The organism is Sulfuricella sp. T08 (genome assembly GCF_000971475.1).
Taxonomy (GTDB): Bacteria; Pseudomonadota; Gammaproteobacteria; order Burkholderiales; family Sulfuricellaceae; genus Sulfuricella.
In genome coordinates this window covers 1-18,705 of the sequence record NZ_DF967541.1, presented here as the reverse complement: position 1 = coordinate 18,705, position 18,705 = coordinate 1, and the positions used below count along the sequence as shown (strand labels likewise).

The window sequence follows — 18,705 nt, the reverse complement described above, 5'->3', positions numbered from 1 at the left end:
CATGAAAAAATTTCTTGTCGGCATCATTTTAGCGCTCAGCCTGCTGCTCGTCTGGGCCATTACGCTGTGGCAGCCCTCCGGCACCCAATCCGGCATACACTCTCCGCTAGGCTTGGCGGAAGTACCCCGGGGTGGAGACTTCACCCTGCACTCGCCGAGCGGCCCGCTGGCACTGCATGATCTGAAAGGCAAGGTGGTGCTGCTGTATTTCGGTTATACCTTCTGTCCGGATATCTGCCCGACTTCGCTCGGTTTCACCTCCCAGGCGCTTGCCTCGCTCGACAAGGATGAACTTGATAAAGTGCAGATGCTGTTCGTCACGGTGGACCCGGAGCGCGACAAGTTGGACAAGCTCAAGACCTACACCGCCTATTTCCACCCCAGCATCGTGGGCCTGAGTGGCACCCCGGAAGAAATAGCCAAAGTTGCTAAACTTTACGGCGCGAGCTATGCAAAGCAGAATACCGCCTCGGCCGGGGGTTACGTAGTAGACCATTCCGCGTACACTTACGTCATTGCACCCGACGGCAGCCTGTTCAAGGCCCTCGATCACGGCACCCCCCCGGCACAGGTCGTCGAAGCGATCCGCGCTGCAATGCAAATGAAATAAATTTTACCAACCGAAGGAGAGAAGCATGACTGACAAGTTCCATTCCATCCGCATCGCCGCTTGCATTCTGGGCACCTTGATTGCTGCGCCGGCACTGGCGGGTTCCGCCGCGGAGAGCGTTTCAGCCAACGACCCTTTCGTACGCTTGGCACCACCCGGCATGACCAACACCGGGGCGTTCATGGTGCTCAAAAATGCCGACAGCAAGGATCACAAAGTCGTCAAGGCAGAAAGCACTGTTGCCAAGGCGACTGAATTACATACCCATACCAACGAGGGTGGCGTAATGAAAATGCGCCCGGTCAAGGACATCGAGATCAAGAGCAAGGGCGAAGCCGTGCTCAAACCCGGCAGCTTGCACGTGATGCTGATCGGCCTGAAACAGGACATCAAGGAAGGCGACAACGTAGCGATCACGCTGACCTTCGAGGACGGCAGCAGCAAGAAAGTTGAAGCGCCGGTGCGCAAGATCCAGACTGAAATGAAAATGGAAATGATGCATGACCATGAAGGAATGAAGCACTAATCCACGCACTCACCCGCCCACCTCCTCGGACGGGTGAGTACCATCAGCCGTACATCTCCATCGATTAATTTTATTACTGTCTATTCAGTCAATTAGGTTTTATAACACTCTTTCCCCTGCAATATTGCCTTTTCAGCACTAATCCCAGAGAAGAACCTATACTGGATTTAATAGTCTGAACTAAAAATCAATGCGTCCGCATCGAATCTGCAATCGTTTCTGCTGCCGAGTGTGAGGAGTGGACCATGAACGCACCGCATATGGAGCCTTGGGATTTCGACGCCTGGATGGCACTCAGCCGTTCAGACCCCACTGCTTTCGAGGAAAGGCGCAGGTGCGTGATTGAGGAGACCATTGCGCGGGCTCCGCAACATATGCAACCTCGGTTACGAGCCCTGCAATGGCGCATCGACATGGAGCGTGCCAGGGCGAGCAATCCGCTCTCGGCATGCATCAGGCTGTACAACATGATGTGGAAATCACTCAACGGCGAGAACGGCTTGATGTCCGCAATCGGGAGGCTGACGGGATCAGATCCTTCCGCGGGAGAAGAACGCATTCCCCATTCGGCCAGGATATTGCCATTCGAGCCCCACAAGCGGCTCTCCTGACATCCTGCATTTTCCCACCGAACCAGGAAGGGCTAGTGCAGACTGGGTATATCTTCCCCATCCGGCCTGCCGCTGGCAATTTCGGATGGAGTGGCGTCATTGACTGACACCACGTTCACAACGAAGGTCACGGTCTGGCCAGCCATGGGATGATTGGCATCGATGGTGAGCTTGCCGTTCTCGATCTTGGTGACGAAAAACTTCATCGCCTCGCCCTTATCGTTCTCGAACTCTACCTCGGCACCCATGTGGCGGAATTCCGGCGGCACGTTGTCGATGTCATCGGTGAAGGTCAGTTCGGGATGGTGGTCACCGAACCCTTCCCTCGGATTCAGCATGACTTCGATCTTGTCGCCGGCCACGCGGTCTTCCAGCGCTGCTTCGATCTTCTCGAACAGCCCACTGTTGGCGCCGTGCACGTAGCCGATCGGCATATCGTACTGTTCGAATACCTTGCCGCTCTCGTCCAGAATCACGTAGGTCACGTGTACTGTCTTGTTCCTGCCGATTTTCTGCTCAGCCATGAATGCAATTCCTGATTGAATGCCTAAAGGGCACTGGTAAAAAAGGGGGGTAGTATAACCCAGTGAGGGGTGAGGAGATAGGAGTGAGGAGTAAAGTCAAAAAGCAGTGCCGGGGTGGCTCCTCACCCCTCACCATCACGATTTAGGCAGCACTTCGAGCGACACGTGCAGTTCACGCCGAATTTTATCCAGCGGGAACGAAAGCGTCAGCGTTACCGCCTGCATGATTTTTTCGAAGCCCGCCTCGGACTGAGAGACGCTGAAATGGGGCCGGCTTATCAGCCGCGCCGGCTCGCTCAAGGTCAATTTTACTATGCCGCCCAGAACATCGTCGTCGAGCTGCAATTCCCTGACCGCATCCAGTTCCATCAATTGGCCGAAGCCGCCCGGCACCTGGCCCGCAAAGACGAACTTCCCGGCCGGACCATCACAGCTTGGCATGGCGAGATTGATTTCAGTGGTGAACGTGCCGCGGGATTCCTTGCCGAAGCGGTAGCTCGCTTCCAGCCTGTTTTCAGACAAATGCACCCGTTTTTCCACCCCGCCTCCGGCAAAGGTCAGAGACAGGTCGCGCTCCGTCTTCAGCTGGTAATCCTGCAAGGCAGAGAACTCGCCGCCCTCCGGCTGGATGCTGTCGACGAACAGGCCACGCGGGCGCACATCGGTAGCCAGATCCTCCGGATGAATCTCGTGCTTGAAGACAACGCGATCATGCGCCGAGGCAATACCGGTGCCTTCGTGCTGGCCATGCTCCTCGCGCAAGTGGATTTTTCGATGGTAGTGCTCGGTCTGGCGCATCAGGCTGTCGGCGAAATTGTGGTGCAGCGGGTAGCTGTCGAACTCGATCACGCTGGCATTGCCATCCACCCGCACCACCGCCTGGATAGCTGAATTGTGCAGAAAAATCTCGTCCTGGCCATCGAGGTCGCAATCAAAACGGGTTCTTCCAGAACGCGGATCGCATTGATCGAGGCTGCCCTCCAGTTCGACGATGGCGTGGTACACCGCGCGCCGCAAGTGCGGCAGGTACAACCCCCCGAACAGCCCGTGCCAGTAAGCATCGTTGGCCTGCGCGCGGTACAGCGCGTCGAGCATCGCCGGTTTCTTCCGGTTCGACGGCAGCTTGTCCAGGCGAACCGACAGCCCCAGCATGCGCTTGTGCATCCAGTTCGCCTCGGGGTAGCGGGTAAGGAAATTCTTCCACATGCCGCCGCGCAGGAACGCCTTGTCCTGGGCGAACCACCCTTCAACCTTGGCGCGCGCCACCAGGTCCGCATACTGGTTGGCGGCAGGCGCCGGCAGGCTCCACTCGTTCATCTCGATGTAGGAGGTGGTGGGCAGGTACACCACGCCGCGCGTTTTGGCAGCAGCATGGTAATCGCCGTAGCGCTGGGTGCGGATTTTCGGCGAGGCGAGCACACCCTCGATGAAGCTCACCAGCCAGCCCTTCTCGTACACCCATTCGTAGGTTTCCGGCCAGATCCCGAATTTCTCGATGTCATCGAAATACACCGCCGCGGTGCGCCCTTCGTCGGCCAGGCTCTCCAGATAGGCAACAGCCTCGTTGGCGGGCGAAAACGGGAAACGATAGCGCAGCTCCTCGGAAATAGGGAACAAGTCCAGCCTGCGCCCGTCCTCCTCGGTCGTGTAGAAGCCATCCAGTTCAGCCGCGGTCTTGCCGGCGCAGAAGAAATGGTAGTCGTCCACGGTGACGTAACGGACCTGCGAATCGGCCAGCGCCGGCACCACCGTTGCCTCCCACACCCGCTCGGTCAGCCAGGCGCCTGCGGGTCGCTGGCCCAGCTTCTTTTCCAGCTTGTCGGACAGCCGCATCACCTGCCCGACTCGATCGCGATGGGGAATCACCGCCAGCACCGGTTCGGTGTCTCCGGCGCCGAACAGCTCGACCTGCCCGCGCTTGACCATCTCGCGCAGCAGCGCCATATCTTCGGGGTAGTGCTGGAACAGCCAGTCCAGCAGCCAGCCGGAAAAATGCACCGCAAAATGGAAGTCCGGGAAGCGGTGCAGAGTATGGATGAACGGGCGGTAGCAGCGCAGGTGCGCATCCTCCAGCACTTCCGGAAAGTTGCCGACGGGCTGGTGGGCGTGGACGCCGAGCAGAAGGGAAATGGGTTGGGTCATTGTTTAGTTGTTAGTTGTTAGTTATCAATCCAGCCACCCATCACCAACTGATAGCTGATGACGGATAGCTGTCCGCTTCAAGCTGCTCTGCGCATTGCTCCACCCGCTTCAGGGCTGCCGCCGCCGTGGCTGATCGGCTTGCCGAGCTGTTCCGGCACGGGCAGTTTCAGCAACCGATAGAGGTTAGACAGATTATCCCGATACAGCTTGTCGAAACTCTCTACGCTGTGCTGCGGGTTGTAATCGCCGAACCACCAGAACCAGTCGGAACCCTCGCAATCGGCCAGCTGTTTATGTGCGAGGTCAACTTCCTGCTTGTCCAGGCGGCCGCTACCCATGACCAGATCGAAGCTTTGCTTGGCGGAGCATAGCAGATCCCAGGCGCGGTTCTTTGCGGGATCTCCGATCCAGGTGGAAAACGTGCCATACACCCAGCTGCCGGCAACCAGGTAGGGCAATTTGCCCATCGCCGGACTTGTATTTCCTGTGTTCTCAACCAGGCCTAGCGGCAATTGCGCCTGCATGCCGTTATTTTCCACGCAGCCGTCGAGATAATCCTTGAAGGTGGTGGTGCGGATGAAAGGGTGCGACTCCAGCGCATCGTACATCTCGGATAGAAAGTAATATCCGTTGTAGGGGTAGTATTCCCAGGCATTTTCCCCGTCCAGGATAACGCTGACAACAGGGCTCTCGCCTTCCGGCGTATGCCGCCAGATTTCCTCCAACTCATCAATGAAATTATCCACCGCATCCCTGCCGAACCACTTCGCATATTCGAAGCCGATCTTGTCCGACAGCTTGTCGTCACGAAAGAAGGATACGATCTCATGATCGCCCGTAGCGAGGCGGTAAGGCCGATAGAGATAGTCCATTCTGGACGGCACCGGCTGGTTCCCGTCCAGCCCACGCAGGCTGTTAACCAGCACGGCCTCTCCGCTCGCCATCCAGCGGCACCCATGTTCGGCAAACACCGTCGCCGCCGCCTGAGACACACCGCCCTCAGCGGGCCAGACACCCTGCGGTGCGATGCCAAAACGGTCGCGGTGGCTTTCGATTGCGGACGTAATATGGAAAGAAGCTCGCTTCAGTCCGCCCGGATAGCATAACGCTTCCGGCAGAGCAACGCCGGGCATGCATTCCCGCGCCACCTTGAAGTCAATCAAGAGGGGCACGATAGGGTGATAATGGGGAGTAGTGGAAATTTCGATCTGGCCGGAATCGGCCAGCTTTCGGTAACGCGGAATCAATCCCTGGATGGTTTTTCCGATCAGGTCGAACAGTAGACGGCGATCGGCAAGGGTGAAATGCGAACCCTTCGCCATCAGATTGACCACCAGCTCGCTGCTGCGCCGCACGCTTTCACCGCACCATACCAGGTGGTACCAGACCAGCAGATCCGCCAGGTACTGCCCGGAAAGAAAATCCAGGCTCGCCTCACCGTTCAGCTCATGGTACTTGTACAGATCGCTCAGCCGCTTGTAGGCCGGGTAAGGGTCGATCATCTTGGTATGGTTGCTGCGAAAACAGCTGTCAAAAACCAGTTCGCGCCTGACGGAAGAGAGGCTATTCAGATCCTTTTCGATTAACAAGGCAAGCAATGGATCGCGCAGTTTGCCTTGCTCGAATTGTCGACTGTAATCCTCCAGCTGATCCAGCAGCACGGGAACAAAATTGAACACCGACTTGGCCTGGGGATGGCTTTCCAGGTGATAGGCCATGTCGGAATAATCCTTCATGGCATGCAAATAGGTCCACGGCAGCATGTACTCGCCCGTAGTCAGATTACGATAATCCGGCTGGTGCATGTGCCAGCACAGGATCAGATGGAGTTTTTTGTCGGTCATAGGTTTCAGTGACGAGTGCTGAGTGCCTGGTGATTACTCAGGACTCAGCACTTTCAACTCAGGATTCGAATTTATCTAAGATGATGCAGCTGCTGCCCAAGCATATCGGGCGTAATCAGGGTGATCCCCTTTTTTGTCACGTGAAAGCGCTTGGCATCCTCCTCAGGGTTTTCCCCCACTACCAGCCCTTCCGGGATCTTGCAGCCCTTGTCCACCACCACCCGGTGCAGGCGGGCGCCACGCCCGATGTCCACGTCCGTCAACACTACCGAATCGCTGACCTCGGCAAAACTGTGGACATAGACATTGGAGAACAGCAGCGAGCGGCGCACCGTCGCACCGCTGATGATGCAGCCGCCCGACACCAGGGAATCCACCGCCGAGCCACGACGAGTCTCATCGTCGAACACGAACTTGGCGGGCGGCAGTTGCGCCTGGTAAGTCCAGATCGGCCAGGTCTTGTCGTAAAGGTTGAGGTCAGGGGTGACCTTGGTGAGTTCCATATTGGCTTCCCAATAGGCATCCACCGTTCCCACATCGCGCCAGTAAGGCACCTCCCCTGGTGCGGCCACACAGCTGTCGGAGAAGCGATGAGCGAAGATGCGGTAGCGCGACATGATATGGGGGATGATGTCCTTGCCGAAATCATGCGAGGAATTCGGATCGTCGGCGTCGCGGGTCAGTTGCTCGTAGAGAAATTCAGCGTTGAATACGTAAATACCCATGCTCGCCAGTGCCATATCGGGATTGGCCGAGGTCGGCTGCGGATGCTCAGGTTTTTCATGGAAGGCGACCACGCGATGCTGCTCATCCACCGACATCACGCCGAATTCCTTGGCATCTTCAATAGGCACATCGATGCAGGCCACCGTCATGTCGGCCGCGCTGGCGGCATGAAACGCCAGCATTTCACCGTAGTCCATCTTGTAAACGTGGTCGCCCGCCAGGATCAGGACATAGGTCGAATCGTAGTTGCGCAGGATGTCCATGTTCTGGAACACCGCATCGGCGGTGCCGCGGTACCACATGGTTTCGTCGATACGCTGCTGCGCCGGCATCAACTCGACAAATTCGTTGAATTCGCCGCGCAGGAAGCTCCAGCCACGGTGCAGATGCTGCAGCAGGCTATGCGCTTTGTACTGGGTGATGACGCCGATGCGGCGGATGCCGGAATTGACGCAGTTGGAAAGCGGGAAATCGATGATGCGGAATTTGCCGGCGAAAGGCACGGCGGGTTTGGCGCGCCACTCGGTCAGGTTCTTCAGGCGGGAACCACGCCCACCGGCGAGGATCAGTGCGACGGTGTTTTTCGTCAACAAGCTGACAAAACGTGGATATTCTTTCTCCAAGACTGACCTCCACTTACGATTATCGGGAACCTATTGAAGCCCATCCGAGCACAGCTTAACGAGGAGAGCACACAAGGAAGGATTATAGCAGACCGAAATCTCCCGCAACCCGAGTAACTGCCGTTATAATCCAAATATATTTCTAAATTTATAGAAACACGACAAATCATGAAAGTCAATCCACGGATAAAGTCTTTGCTTCAAGCTCGGCTGCACGATCCTTTCGCCTTCCTCGGCGCGCACCAAGCCAACGAAAGCTGGACAGTCCGGGTCTTTGCGCCCCTCTCCGAAAAACTCTGGCTACAGATGGGAGATGACTGGGAGGACATGCAAAAAACCGACTCGCATGGCCTGTTCGAGTGGCGTGGCAAGGAAGCGCCGTCCGCTCCGTGCCGTCTGCGCCACCTGCAAAACGGGGTACTGAAAACCAGCCACGACCCCTATTCCTTCCCCAGCACCATCAGCGAGCACGACCTCTTCCTTTTCGGCGAAGGCCGGCTCTATCAGGGCTACCACATGCTGGGCGCGCAGCCGATGGAAAGCCTCGGCATTGCGGGCGTGCGCTTCGCGGTATGGGCGCCCAACGCGGAGAGAGTCAGCGTGGTCGGCGACTTCAACGGCTGGGACGGCCGCGTCCACCCGATGCGTAGCCTGGGAAGCTCGGGAGTGTGGGAAATCTTCATCCCCGGGCTTCCTCCTGGCAGCCTGTACAAATTCGAAATCCGTAACCGCCACAGCGGCCAGGTGCTGGTCAAGGCCGACCCCTACGCCAGAGAATTCGAACTGCGTCCGAATACCGCCGCCCGCATCGTTGCGCCTGCAGGCCATGCCTGGCAGGACGGCACCTGGCTGGAGAAACGCAAGAACCTCGACTGGCTGCACGCGCCGTTCAACGTCTACGAAATCCATGCCGGCTCGTGGCGGCGTCACCCAGACGGGCGCTTCTACACCTGGCGCGAACTGGCCGAAAGCCTGGTCCCCTACGTCAAGGAAATGGGGTACACCCACATCGAACTGCTGCCGATTTCCGAGCACCCGCTGGATGAGTCCTGGGGCTACCAGACCACCGGCTACTTCGCCCCGACCTCGCGTCATGGCACACCGGACGATCTGCGCGCCTTCGTCGACGCCTGCCACCAGGCAGACATCGGCGTCATCCTCGACTGGGTGCCGGCGCACTTCCCGCAGGATGCCTGGGCGCTCGCACGCTACGACGGCACCGCGTTGTACGAGCACGAAGATCCGCGACTGGGCCTGCATATCGACTGGGGCACCCACATCTTCAATTTCGGACGGCACGAGGTAAAAGGCTTCTTGTTATCCAGCGCCCATTACTGGCTGGAGGAGTTCCACCTCGACGGCCTGCGCGTGGACGCGGTTGCTTCAATGCTCTACCTCGACTACTCGCGCAAGGCCGGCGAATGGCTGCCGAACAAGTTCGGCGGACGGGAAAATCTCGAAGCCATCGAATTCCTGCGCCAGCTCAACATCATGGTGCACGACGAGTTTCCAGGCGCACTCACCTTCGCCGAGGAATCCACGTCCTGGCCGATGGTGTCACGTCCGGTGTATCTCGGCGGCCTGGGATTTTCGATGAAATGGAACATGGGCTGGATGAACGACACCCTGACTTACATGCAGAACGATCCGGTACACCGCCGTTACCACCACAACGAGCTCACTTTCGGCCAGCTCTACGCCTACACCGAAAATTTCATGCTGCCGTTCTCGCATGACGAAGTAGTTCACGGCAAGAGTTCTCTGCTTAACAAGATGCCGGGAGACGACTGGCAGAAATTCGCCAACCTGCGCCTGCTGTTCACCTACCAGATGACCTACCCGGGGAAAAAACTCAATTTCATGGGCAATGAAATTGCCCAGGGTCGTGAGTGGCAAGTCGGCGGCGAACTCGAGTGGTGGCTGCTGCAATATGGCTGCCACAGCAGCGTCCAGAACATGATGCGCGATCTCAACCATCTTTACAGGGATTGGCCAGCCCTGCACGAACTCGACTTCACCTCCGACGGTTTTGCCTGGATCGACTGCCACGACGCCGACCAGTCGGTGCTTTCTTACCTGCGGCGCGCCAGGGATGGCTCGTTCGTGGCAGTGATGCTGAATTTCACCCCGGTGCCGCGCCTCGGCTACCGCATCGGCGTGCCGCAACCCGGCCTGTACCGGGAAATATTCAACAGCGACTCGCAATATTACGACGGTTCCAACCAGGGCAACGGCGAAGGTGCCGTTGCCGAGAATACGCCATGGATGGGCCACCCTTATTCCATCGTAATCACCGTACCGCCGCTGGCGGGGATAGTATTGGCTTTGGCCGAGTGAAAGTGATGGGTAATGAGTGATGAAAACCATCGCCATTACCCATCACTCTTTACCCATTACCCATTTCCACAGAATGAATAAATAAAATGTCCGCCCTCACCCGCTCGACACCCTGGCAGGCGCTGAAAGCGCATCAGAAAACACTGGCCTCAACCTCGTTGCGCGAGCTTTTTGCCGCCGACCCCAAGCGATTCGACAAATTTTCCCTGGAGGCCTGCGGCATCCTGCTGGATTACTCGAAAAACCGTATCGACTCGGAGACCATGTCGCTGCTGGCGGCGCTGGCGCGTAAAGTGGATATCGAAGGCTGGCGCGAAAAAATGTTCACCGGCGACAAGATCAACTTCACTGAAAACCGCGCGGTACTGCACACGGCGTTGCGCAACCGCTCCAGTCGTCCGGTCATGTTCGACGGGCAAGACGTCATGCCTGAAATAAGGCGCGTACTCGGCAAGATGCGCGAATTTTCGGAAAGTGTGCGCTCGGGGCACTGGAAGGGCTACACCGGCAAACCAATCACCGACATCGTCAACATCGGCATCGGCGGCTCCGATCTCGGCCCGGCAATGGCCTGCCTGGCGCTCGCACCCTATGGCAAGCCGGGGCTGTATGCCCACTTCGTTTCCAATATCGACGGCACCCAGCTTGCGGAAACGCTGAAGCGGCTCGACCCGACAACCACGCTGTTCATCGTCGCCTCGAAGACCTTCACCACCCAGGAAACCATGACCAACGCAGCCTCTGCGCGCGAATGGCTGCTCCGCTCGGCGGGCGACGAAGCCGCCGTCGCCCGACATTTCGTCGCTGTTTCCACCAACACCACCGCCGTCGCGCAGTTCGGCATCGACACCGCGCACATGTTCGAATTCTGGGACTGGGTGGGCGGACGCTACTCGCTGTGGTCGGCGATCGGACTGCCGATTGCTGTTTTCATCGGCATGGACCATTTCGAGGCCTTGCTGACGGGCGCCTTCGAAATGGACGAGCACTTCCGCAGCGCATCGCTGGAAAGCAACATGCCGGTGATCATGGCCCTGATCGGGATGTGGCACGCCAACTTCTGGAATGCCCACAGTCACGCCGTGCTGCCCTACGACCAATCCCTCGCGCGTTTTCCAGCTTACCTGCAACAGCTCGACATGGAAAGCAACGGCAAACGTGTCGACCGCAGCGGCAAAACCGTCGATTACACCACCGGCCCGGTGATCTGGGGCGAACCTGGCACCAACGGCCAGCACGCCTTCTACCAGCTGATTCACCAGGGCACCCGTCTGGTGCCGGCGGATTTTCTCGCCCCGGTGGAAAGCCACAACCCCATCGGCGAACATCACGCCATCCTGCTCTCCAACTTCTTTGCCCAGACCGAAGCGCTGATGAAGGGAAAAACGGCTGAAGAAGCCCGCGCCGAACTGGAAGCGGCAGGCATGAAGGGCGCAGCGCTTAAACAGCTATTACCGCACAAGGTATTTCCCGGCAACAGCCCGACCAACTCGATTTTGTTCCAGAAACTCGACCCCAGGACCCTGGGCGCGTTGATCGCACTCTACGAGCACAAGGTCTTCGTGCAGGGCATGATCTGGAACCTCAACCCCTTCGATCAGTGGGGGGTGGAACTGGGTAAGCAACTGGCGCAGAAAATCCTGCCCGAACTTGACGGCAAGGCAGCCGTCTCTTCCCACGACTCTTCCACCAACGGATTGATCAATTATTTCAAGGGACGCAGGGGTTAGGACGCCACACCAGAGAATGGATGCCGCCCACGCAGTTGACTTGACGAGCTAACCCTTAACCAGGACGCTTTCGGCCAGCACATCCACCCCATGCAGGGGAATAATGGCGCGGGCAGGAATATTGGCACCGGCGCGCCAGTTCATCACGGCTTCATGCTTGCTCTCCCCGGTCACCAGGAACAACACCTGCTTTGTCTGGCCCAAGCGCCAAGCACTCAAGCTTACCCGCTCAGCCGGTGCCTTGGGCGCATCAAATATCGGCAGAGCTACAGGAGAGTCCATCTCCTGGCCCCAATCGTTGCCGGGGAACAGGCTGGCGGTATGTCCATCCTCGCCCAGCCCGAGCAGCACCAGATCGAACTCCCCAACCTGCTTCAAGGTGGCGGAATAGGCTGCTGCAGCTGCTTTTGCCCCCATTTCGGCCGGAATTGCATAAACCTGCTTTTGCGGCACAGGAACATGGTCCAGCCAGGCATCCCGCGCCATGGCGCTGTTGCGCTCCGGGTCAACAGCGGGCAGGCAGCGTTCGTCGCCGAAATAGATATGCCAGGCTTCCCAGTTGGTCTTTAAAGTTCGCAGCCGCTCATACAAGGCACGGGGGGTATTGCCGCCGGCCAGCACCAGACGGAAGGCACCGGAATCTACAATCGCCTGCTCGGCGGCACGAGCAATCATGCTGACTGCTTCAGCCTGCAAGTCCTGCGCCGAAGAAAAAAGATACCAGCGGCAAAGTTGCGGTGGTGTCATATCTTCACCATGGAACAAGCCGCTGCAGCATACTGCCGAGGCCTATCATGCAGATATTCATGCTGCCTTCCTTTCCCATTACATTTCTTAGTATAGATCAGGAAAGTGAATGCAGAGTCCAAACTGATTCGGGTGGGTGCCACGATCTGCAGCAAAAAACGATTGCGGCGAATGCATAAGCAGGCCAGGCGAGACTCAGGCTACCCTCATACCTTGATGTAAACCCAGTCCTGCTTCAGACGCAAGGTGATCTGGTCCAAGGCAGAAGAGGCAACCCCTGTATGCGGTAGCAGTTGTACGTCCACCCCTTTTCCCTGGAGTTTCTTGATGGTCTGGCCGCAGGCTATGAAACCAAGGTTAGGATATTTTTCCTGCATCAAGCCGATACGCTTGGCATAGGGAGAGACATCCGCACGCAGCAAATCGACCCCCCCGCCATTGGCAACGATTTCAATCTGGAGCTTTCGACCGGACCGTCGATAGCTGTCCAGCAGGTTCTCGGTTTCGTCCAGCGCTGTTTTGAGCCGGATTGGATTGGATGAACTCACGTGAACAATGAATTTTTGGGACTCCGCCCCGACATCGTTGCGCTGCGCGCTCTGGAGCAGGCGCGTCATTTCTTTGTCGCCCCCCATCCCTGTCCAGGTGTGGGCAAACCAGCCGGAGGCTGCGCCGATGCACAGCAGCAGGCAAGCAGCCAGCGCCTGAAGAAGCGGTACGCGCAAACGCCGCCCTTTCTCCACTGATCTGCCCCGGGTAGGAGGGTGCTCATAGGCGTGCCGCATCCTCTCCTTCAGCCCGCGCAGTTCACACACCCGTTCCTTCAGCGCATCATCATGCTCGATCGCATCGAACGCCTGGCTTTTCTCAGCCCCGTCGAGTTGATCATCCACAAATGCATTGAGGAATTCATCTGATACGCCTTGATTATCCTGCTTCACTTGACTCTCCTGATATGGCTGATCTGCGCGGACTGCACTGGTGCAAGTTCCTGCAACATCTCCTTCAACGCCCGTCTCGCACGACACAAGCGGCTCATCACGGTACCGACCGGAATCTCCAGAATAGTAGCGACCTCGGCATAGGAAAACTCTTCCAGATCCACCAGCGTCAGCACCTGGCGCTGGCCCAGCGCGAGCCTGGCTACCGCCCCGCGCACCCGGCCCACAACCTGGGTCTGCGCATGCTCATCTTCAGGTGTGGTTTCGTGCACACAGCGGTAATCCTCAATTTCATCAATATCCTCCATCTCTCGGTGCTGCCGGAAATGATCGCGCCAGCAGTTGGTCAAAATGCTGAACAGCCAACTAATCAGCATTTCCGGGTCACGCAACTGACCGTAATTCTTCAGCGCCTTGGCCAGGGTTTCCTGTACCAGGTCGTCCGCCAGCGCCGCGTCATGACTCCAGGAGTATGCAACCCGATATAGACGCACTCGGCTTTGCTCCAATTGGTCGTGGAAGGTATGGGAGCGGCTGAACAGGGAAAGGATTTTCATCGTATCGGAATATCGGCCTGAAAATTGAACATTAAAGTATACGACGTGGCAGCCAACTAAAATATTCCATCGCCGGTGAATTATTTAACTTTTTAAAAAAAGTGGAATAAATGCCTTGCTCCAGCCGTCATCAATTGCAGTGGCAGTGCACCGCCACAACTCAATTATTACAAACAGGAGACAACACCAAATGAAAATTTTACGTCAATTCCAGCACATGGCCGCCGCTTCCGCGCTGGTACTGTCCTTCGCTTCGAGCACCGCCCAGGCCGTCGATGCTCCCGCCCCGCAAGCTACCGCGGATAAGCAAAAAGTGGTATTCCAGGTCAGCGCAGGCGACCCGAAAATATGGAACCTTACACTCAACAACGCCAAGAACGTACAGCAAGAGCTCGGTGCGCAAAACGCCGACATCGAAATCGTGGTCTATGGCCCCGGAATAGGCATGCTCAAATTCGATTCCGCTGTCGCAAACCGCATCGATGAATCAATCGGAAGCGGCGTCAAGATCGTCGCCTGCGAGAACACCATGAAGGCACAGAATCTCACCAAGGACGACATGCTCTCATCCCTTAGCTATGTACCGGCCGGCGTGATCGAACTGATGAAAAAACAAAAAGAAGGCTACGCCTACATTCGCCCCTAAAACGGCAAAGCGTGTAGACCGACCAAATTAAAATTCAAATACCCCCTTCAGGAGAGGACATATGAAAAAAACCTTACTGGCGGCCGCAATGGTCGCCGCTTTCGCGCATGCGCCCGCTTCATTCGCCACCAACTGGTTCCAACTGCAGAACAACGAGCAGCCGGGCGCTGCGCCCTATACTTTCTGGGGCTTCATCCAGCCAACCTATACGCATAACGAAGGCGGGACAGTCAGCGGCATTCCCGCTACAGTCGTATCCCCTGTAAACGGCGCCAATGTTGCAGTGCCGGCGGGACTTCGGGCTTACAATGGACAAACTGCCCTGTTCAATCTGGTGGGTCCTGATCTCGCCCACAGCGATCAGTTGCAGATGTTCCGCGCACGCCCCGGGGTGCGCGGCGTGATTCCGGGAACGGATGAGAAGATCAACTATTTCGCCCTGGCCGAACTCGGCAACAACGGCCTGACCCGCGAAAGGCAAGCAGTATTCACTGACGCCACGGTGACTTTCAATTACATCCCCGGCGCACGCATCCGCGTTGGCCTGGGCCGCCTCCCGCTCGGCGAGGAAGCCATGGTGGGCGTCCATATCATGGATTACATCAACTTCACCACCGTCACCGACCAGTTGCTCAATGAGCGCTTCGTCGAACCCTATACCAATGCGTCGCGTAATCATGCACCCGTGGTGGGCGCGCCGATGGCGATGTCGAAACTCAATGGCGCATTTGGCGGCTTCCGCGATGTCGGTGTCGAAGTGTACGACTGGTTCAACCGGGGCAGATGGGAGTATGCCTATGCGCTGATGGCCAGCCAGGCCAATGGCATCGATTTCAGTGACGACCTCAACAGTGGCAATCACGATGTGACGGCCCGCGTGCAGGCCGCCTACGTATTCCAGGGCAGCGGCCCGAAACGGGAAGACGTCATGGCTTACGCCTGGCATCAGGATGGCAAGCGCGCCTATGGCGGCACCGACTACAACCGCATCCGCGAAGGCATCGGCGCAAAGTACCTGCGCCATGGCGTGCGGGTGAGCGGCGAATACATTCGCGCCAAAGGTATGATCTACGTGGCGCCCACGCCGCAATTCAACGATTTGGGCGGCACCACTTCCACCACCACCCCCTTCGAACCGGTCGATTATGTGGCGCTAGATTCCAGCAACAAGGCCGACGGCTACTACCTGGAAGCGGGCTGGCAATTTGCGCCAAAATGGGAGGTGGACCTGCGCTATGACGAACTCAGCAAAATGACGAATTCGGCCTACGACGAACGTAAAGCCAGCACCTGGACCCTGGGCGGTCAGTATTTCTACAGCCCCAAAGTGCGCTTTGCACTGAACTACGAAATCCGTGACATCAAGGTCGTTCACCCTGAGGCGCAACTTACCAACCCCCAAAAAATCCAGGGCACGGCCGCTGGAATTATTGGCGGTTCAGTAGGCGACCGACTCAGCGCGCAGATGACCTGGGTTTTCTGACAGTAGCAATAGCACCTCTGCATAGGGCCGCGAACCCGGACTTTCTGGCCGGATCGCGGCCCTTTCTCCATTGCGTGTTGCCGGCATGATATAATTTGGCCAAAATTCAAGGTGATGCTCATGCCAGCCCCAAGCACAAAAAAACCAAAAAAATCCCTGAAAGTTCTTTTCGTCACGCCGGAAATCCATCCCCTGATCAAAACCGGCGGGCTGGCCGATGTCAGCGGCGCACTGCCCGCGGCATTGCGCGAGCTGGGTACGGAAGTGCGGGTGCTGGTGCCGGGTTACCCGAAAGTGCTGGCCGGTGCCAAGAACAAGCGGTTGCTCTACACCTTCCACGACCTGCCCGAAGCCGGCGAAGTACGTCTGCTATCGGCCTCGCTGCCGGGCAGTGGCGTGCCGCTGCTGATCATCGACTGCCCTGTACTCTACCAGCGCGACGGCGGTCCCTACCAGAACCCAACCGGCATCGACTGGCCGGACAATGCCCAGCGCTTTGCCCTGCTTTCCCGGATCGGCGCGATCCTTGGCAGCGATGCCTCGCCCCTCTCCTTCCGTCCTGACATCGTTCACTGCAACGACTGGCAAAGCGCCCTTGTACCCGCTTTTCTGCACTTCATGCATGGGAAGAAAGCAGCGACAGTCATGACCATCCACAACCTAGCCTTCCAGGGCATCTTCCCTCCCCACGTCGTGGACGAGGTTGGCCTGCCGCCGGCATGCTTCAGCATCGAAGGGGTGGAATACTACGGCAATTTCTCGACTCTCAAGGCTGGCCTCTATTATACAGACCACATCTCCACGGTAAGCCCCACCTACGCTCAGGAAATCCAGCAGAAAGCGCTCGGCTTCGGCATGCAGGGGCTGCTCGCTCGCCGCAGCAATAAACTGACCGGGATCGTCAACGGCATCGACACTAGCGACTGGAATCCAGCCACCGACCCGCATCTGGTGCAGGGATACGACGCTGGGCAGATGGCCGGCAAGACCGCCAACAAGCTCGCCCTGCAGGAAAAGATGGGATTGAAGCGCGACCCGGACATCCCGCTGCTGGGCATGATCAGCCGCATCACCCAGCAGAAAGGCGGAGACCTGCTGCTGGAGATTGCGCCGCAACTGCTGCAAGAGAACGTGCAGATCGTCCTGCTTGGAACCGGCGAAACCGTGCTGGAAAACGGCTTCCGGAACCTCGCCCACGCACATCCGGACAACGTGGGAGTGACGATCGGCTTTGACGAAGGATTGTCGCATCTGGTCGAAGCCGGCGCAGACATGTTCCTGATGCCCTCACGCTTCGAGCCGTGCGGCCTCAACCAGATGTACAGCCAGCGCTACGGCACCCCGCCGATCGTGCATGCTACCGGCGGGTTGACGGATACGGTAGAGGATGGCGTCACCGGCTTCATATTCTCACCGATGACCGCCAAGGCATTTCTGGCCAGCATCCACCGCGCACTCGCCACCTACCGTGACAAGCAAGCATGGCACGCCATCCAGCATAACGCCATGACGCGGGATTTCAGCTGGAAAAAAAGCGCCGAGGATTACCTGGCGCTTTATAAATCAGTCCTGAGTCCTGAGTCCTGAACAAGTAGCCCGGATGAAGCACAGCGCAATCCGGGAGTGCCCGCCAAGGCACATGGGCAGGGGCACGTCCGCCCGGCAACCATCCCGCACCACGGCAGGATGCCCCTGATTCCATTTCATTCCATCCGGTCTACGCCTACTGCCCCCCTTATGCCTCCTTTACCCACAAAATGATTCTTACGAGACCTGTTAATAGTGCTACTATTAACACTCTTATGAGTGTTGGAGAACATCATGGCAAACGTAATTTTGGCGGAAACGACCGCCAGCGTTTCAGAATTGAAGAAGAACCCAATGGGTACCGTTGCCGCGGGTGACGGCTTTCCGGTAGCGATCCTCAACCGGAACGAACCGGCTTTCTATTGCGTCCCGGCGAAAGCCTACGAGGCGCTTATGGATAGGCTGGAAGACATTGAACTGAATGCGATCGCCGATGCACGTTCGGGCCAGGCGGAAATCAAGGTCAAGCTAAGTGAGCTATAGCCTCGCCTTCAAAGAGGAAGCCTTGAGGGAGTGGCGAAAACTCGACAGCAATGTGCGCGACCAGTTCAAGAAAAAGCTGGAAGAGCGCTTGCTGAATCCGCGTGTTCCAGCGTCGAAACTGTCAGGCCACAATGACAGATTCAAAATCAAACTCAGGAGTGTCGGTTATCGTCTGATTTACGAGGTCCGCGATAGCGAATTGATCGTTGTTGTTGTCGCCATCGGAAAACGCGAGCGCAACGCCGTTTATAAAGCTGCCGCAAAGCGGTGAAGTCATGGTGGCGGGCAATTCGAAAATTAGAGGGAAACCCGCATAGGATGTTGGAATGTTAGAACAGACCCCCGTGACTGTGACGCGGGATTTCAGCTAAAAAAAAGCGCCGAGGATTACCTGGCGCTTTATAAAACAGTCCTGAGTCCTGAGCAAGTAGCCCGGATGAAGCACAGCGCAATCCGGGAGCGCCCGCCAAGGCACATAGGTAGAGGCACGTCCGCTTAGGGAAGCCCTGAACAAGTCATCATTCAGGACCTCGAATTAAACATATTGCGGCATCAGGCTTTTTTCCACCGGAATTAGCCTGAAACAGC

17 protein-coding genes are annotated in these 18,705 nt (G+C 57.5%); 10 read left to right on the top strand and 7 right to left on the bottom strand.

All coding sequences use genetic code 11. The features are described 5' to 3' along the window. Position 1 precedes the first annotated feature (1 nt). From SCT_RS10805 to SCT_RS10795, 3 genes are all read left to right on the top strand, one after another. On the top strand, positions 2 to 610 hold the full coding sequence (locus SCT_RS10805) for an SCO family protein (RefSeq protein WP_059422865.1): 609 nt from the start codon (positions 2 to 4) through the stop codon (positions 608 to 610). A gap of 25 nt (positions 611 to 635) precedes the next feature. After that, positions 636 to 1,136: a copper chaperone PCu(A)C gene (locus tag SCT_RS10800; protein WP_059422859.1), complete on the top strand. Its 501-nt coding sequence runs from the start codon at positions 636 to 638 to the stop codon at positions 1,134 to 1,136. 245 nt (positions 1,137 to 1,381) lie between these two features. Beyond that, positions 1,382 to 1,747: a DUF3135 domain-containing protein gene (locus SCT_RS10795; protein ID WP_059422857.1), complete on the top strand. Its 366-nt coding sequence runs from the start codon at positions 1,382 to 1,384 to the stop codon at positions 1,745 to 1,747. Positions 1,748 to 1,779: 32 nt separating this feature from the next. Here the strand turns inward: SCT_RS10795 and SCT_RS10790 are convergent, their stop codons facing one another. The 4 genes from SCT_RS10790 to glgC form a co-directional block, all read right to left on the bottom strand. Further along, complete coding sequence (locus tag SCT_RS10790; RefSeq protein ID WP_059422854.1) at positions 1,780 to 2,271, bottom strand: peptidylprolyl isomerase; 492 nt, start codon at positions 2,269 to 2,271, stop codon at positions 1,780 to 1,782. A 135-nt stretch (positions 2,272 to 2,406) separates the two neighbouring features. After that, a complete protein-coding gene (locus SCT_RS10785) occupies positions 2,407 to 4,413 on the bottom strand; it encodes an alpha-amylase/4-alpha-glucanotransferase domain-containing protein (RefSeq protein ID WP_059422851.1) in 2,007 nt (668 codons plus the stop codon). A 77-nt stretch (positions 4,414 to 4,490) separates the two neighbouring features. Beyond that, positions 4,491 to 6,257 (bottom strand): glycoside hydrolase family 57 protein, encoded by a 1,767-nt coding sequence (locus SCT_RS10780; protein WP_059422849.1) that lies wholly within the window; start codon positions 6,255 to 6,257, stop codon positions 4,491 to 4,493. 71 nt (positions 6,258 to 6,328) lie between these two features. Beyond that, entirely contained in the window at positions 6,329 to 7,606 is a 1,278-nt protein-coding gene (gene glgC / locus SCT_RS10775) for a glucose-1-phosphate adenylyltransferase (RefSeq protein ID WP_059422845.1), read from the bottom strand. Between the two features lie 168 nt (positions 7,607 to 7,774). Here glgC and glgB point away from each other — a divergent pair, with 168 nt between their 5' ends. Further along, positions 7,775 to 9,943, top strand: a complete 2,169-nt coding sequence (gene glgB, locus SCT_RS10770) for a 1,4-alpha-glucan branching protein GlgB (RefSeq protein ID WP_059422844.1) — start codon at positions 7,775 to 7,777, stop codon at positions 9,941 to 9,943. A gap of 86 nt (positions 9,944 to 10,029) precedes the next feature. Further along, complete coding sequence (gene pgi, locus SCT_RS10765; protein WP_059422843.1) at positions 10,030 to 11,673, top strand: glucose-6-phosphate isomerase; 1,644 nt, start codon at positions 10,030 to 10,032, stop codon at positions 11,671 to 11,673. Between the two features lie 48 nt (positions 11,674 to 11,721). On the opposite strand, the gene pgl is transcribed toward pgi, so the two are convergent. The 3 genes from pgl to SCT_RS10750 form a co-directional block, all read right to left on the bottom strand. After that, on the bottom strand, positions 11,722 to 12,420 hold the full coding sequence (gene pgl / locus SCT_RS10760; RefSeq protein WP_059422838.1) for a 6-phosphogluconolactonase: 699 nt from the start codon (positions 12,418 to 12,420) through the stop codon (positions 11,722 to 11,724). A 206-nt stretch (positions 12,421 to 12,626) separates the two neighbouring features. Further along, positions 12,627 to 13,361: a hypothetical protein gene (locus SCT_RS10755; RefSeq protein ID WP_059422835.1), complete on the bottom strand. Its 735-nt coding sequence runs from the start codon at positions 13,359 to 13,361 to the stop codon at positions 12,627 to 12,629. Beyond that, a complete protein-coding gene (locus tag SCT_RS10750) occupies positions 13,358 to 13,918 on the bottom strand; it encodes an RNA polymerase sigma factor (protein WP_059422833.1) in 561 nt (186 codons plus the stop codon). The genes SCT_RS10755 and SCT_RS10750 overlap by 4 nt, the downstream gene beginning before the upstream one ends. A 190-nt stretch (positions 13,919 to 14,108) precedes the next feature. Here SCT_RS10750 and SCT_RS10745 point away from each other — a divergent pair, with 190 nt between their 5' ends. The 5 genes from SCT_RS10745 (at position 14,109) to SCT_RS10725 (ending at position 18,388) form a co-directional block, all read left to right on the top strand. Then, positions 14,109 to 14,564 (top strand): DsrE family protein, encoded by a 456-nt coding sequence (locus SCT_RS10745; RefSeq protein ID WP_059422831.1) that lies wholly within the window; start codon positions 14,109 to 14,111, stop codon positions 14,562 to 14,564. Between the two features lie 61 nt (positions 14,565 to 14,625). Then, positions 14,626 to 16,047 carry a porin gene (locus tag SCT_RS10740; protein ID WP_059422829.1) on the top strand — a complete coding sequence of 474 codons (1,422 nt, stop codon included), beginning with the start codon at positions 14,626 to 14,628 and terminating at the stop codon, positions 16,045 to 16,047. Between the two features lie 120 nt (positions 16,048 to 16,167). Further along, the gene (gene glgA / locus SCT_RS10735) at positions 16,168 to 17,634 is read left to right on the top strand and encodes a glycogen synthase GlgA (RefSeq protein WP_059422927.1); all 1,467 of its coding nucleotides are present in this window, start codon (positions 16,168 to 16,170) and stop codon (positions 17,632 to 17,634) included. Positions 17,635 to 17,868: 234 nt separating this feature from the next. Beyond that, positions 17,869 to 18,117 (top strand): type II toxin-antitoxin system Phd/YefM family antitoxin, encoded by a 249-nt coding sequence (locus SCT_RS10730; RefSeq protein ID WP_059422828.1) that lies wholly within the window; start codon positions 17,869 to 17,871, stop codon positions 18,115 to 18,117. Continuing rightward, the gene (locus SCT_RS10725; RefSeq protein ID WP_059422824.1) at positions 18,107 to 18,388 is read left to right on the top strand and encodes a type II toxin-antitoxin system RelE/ParE family toxin; all 282 of its coding nucleotides are present in this window, start codon (positions 18,107 to 18,109) and stop codon (positions 18,386 to 18,388) included. The genes SCT_RS10730 and SCT_RS10725 overlap by 11 nt, the downstream gene beginning before the upstream one ends. Positions 18,389 to 18,705 lie beyond the last annotated feature (317 nt).

What these genes read in the sequence shown, in the direction of transcription:
- SCT_RS10805 (WP_059422865.1), top strand. Translation starts at nt 2, where the DNA reads ATGAAAAAATTTCTTGTCGGCATCATTTTAGCGCTCAGCCTGCTGCTC.
- SCT_RS10800 (WP_059422859.1), top strand. Translation starts at nt 636, where the DNA reads ATGACTGACAAGTTCCATTCCATCCGCATCGCCGCTTGCATTCTGGGC.
- SCT_RS10795 (WP_059422857.1), top strand. Translation starts at nt 1,382, where the DNA reads ATGAACGCACCGCATATGGAGCCTTGGGATTTCGACGCCTGGATGGCA.
- SCT_RS10790 (WP_059422854.1), bottom strand. Translation starts at nt 2,271, where the DNA reads ATGGCTGAGCAGAAAATCGGCAGGAACAAGACAGTACACGTGACCTAC.
- SCT_RS10785 (WP_059422851.1), bottom strand. Translation starts at nt 4,413, where the DNA reads ATGACCCAACCCATTTCCCTTCTGCTCGGCGTCCACGCCCACCAGCCC.
- SCT_RS10780 (WP_059422849.1), bottom strand. Translation starts at nt 6,257, where the DNA reads ATGACCGACAAAAAACTCCATCTGATCCTGTGCTGGCACATGCACCAG.
- glgB (WP_059422844.1), top strand. Translation starts at nt 7,775, where the DNA reads ATGAAAGTCAATCCACGGATAAAGTCTTTGCTTCAAGCTCGGCTGCAC.
- pgi (WP_059422843.1), top strand. Translation starts at nt 10,030, where the DNA reads ATGTCCGCCCTCACCCGCTCGACACCCTGGCAGGCGCTGAAAGCGCAT.
- pgl (WP_059422838.1), bottom strand. Translation starts at nt 12,420, where the DNA reads ATGACACCACCGCAACTTTGCCGCTGGTATCTTTTTTCTTCGGCGCAG.
- SCT_RS10750 (WP_059422833.1), bottom strand. Translation starts at nt 13,918, where the DNA reads ATGAAAATCCTTTCCCTGTTCAGCCGCTCCCATACCTTCCACGACCAA.
- SCT_RS10745 (WP_059422831.1), top strand. Translation starts at nt 14,109, where the DNA reads ATGAAAATTTTACGTCAATTCCAGCACATGGCCGCCGCTTCCGCGCTG.
- SCT_RS10740 (WP_059422829.1), top strand. Translation starts at nt 14,626, where the DNA reads ATGAAAAAAACCTTACTGGCGGCCGCAATGGTCGCCGCTTTCGCGCAT.
- glgA (WP_059422927.1), top strand. Translation starts at nt 16,168, where the DNA reads ATGCCAGCCCCAAGCACAAAAAAACCAAAAAAATCCCTGAAAGTTCTT.
- SCT_RS10730 (WP_059422828.1), top strand. Translation starts at nt 17,869, where the DNA reads ATGGCAAACGTAATTTTGGCGGAAACGACCGCCAGCGTTTCAGAATTG.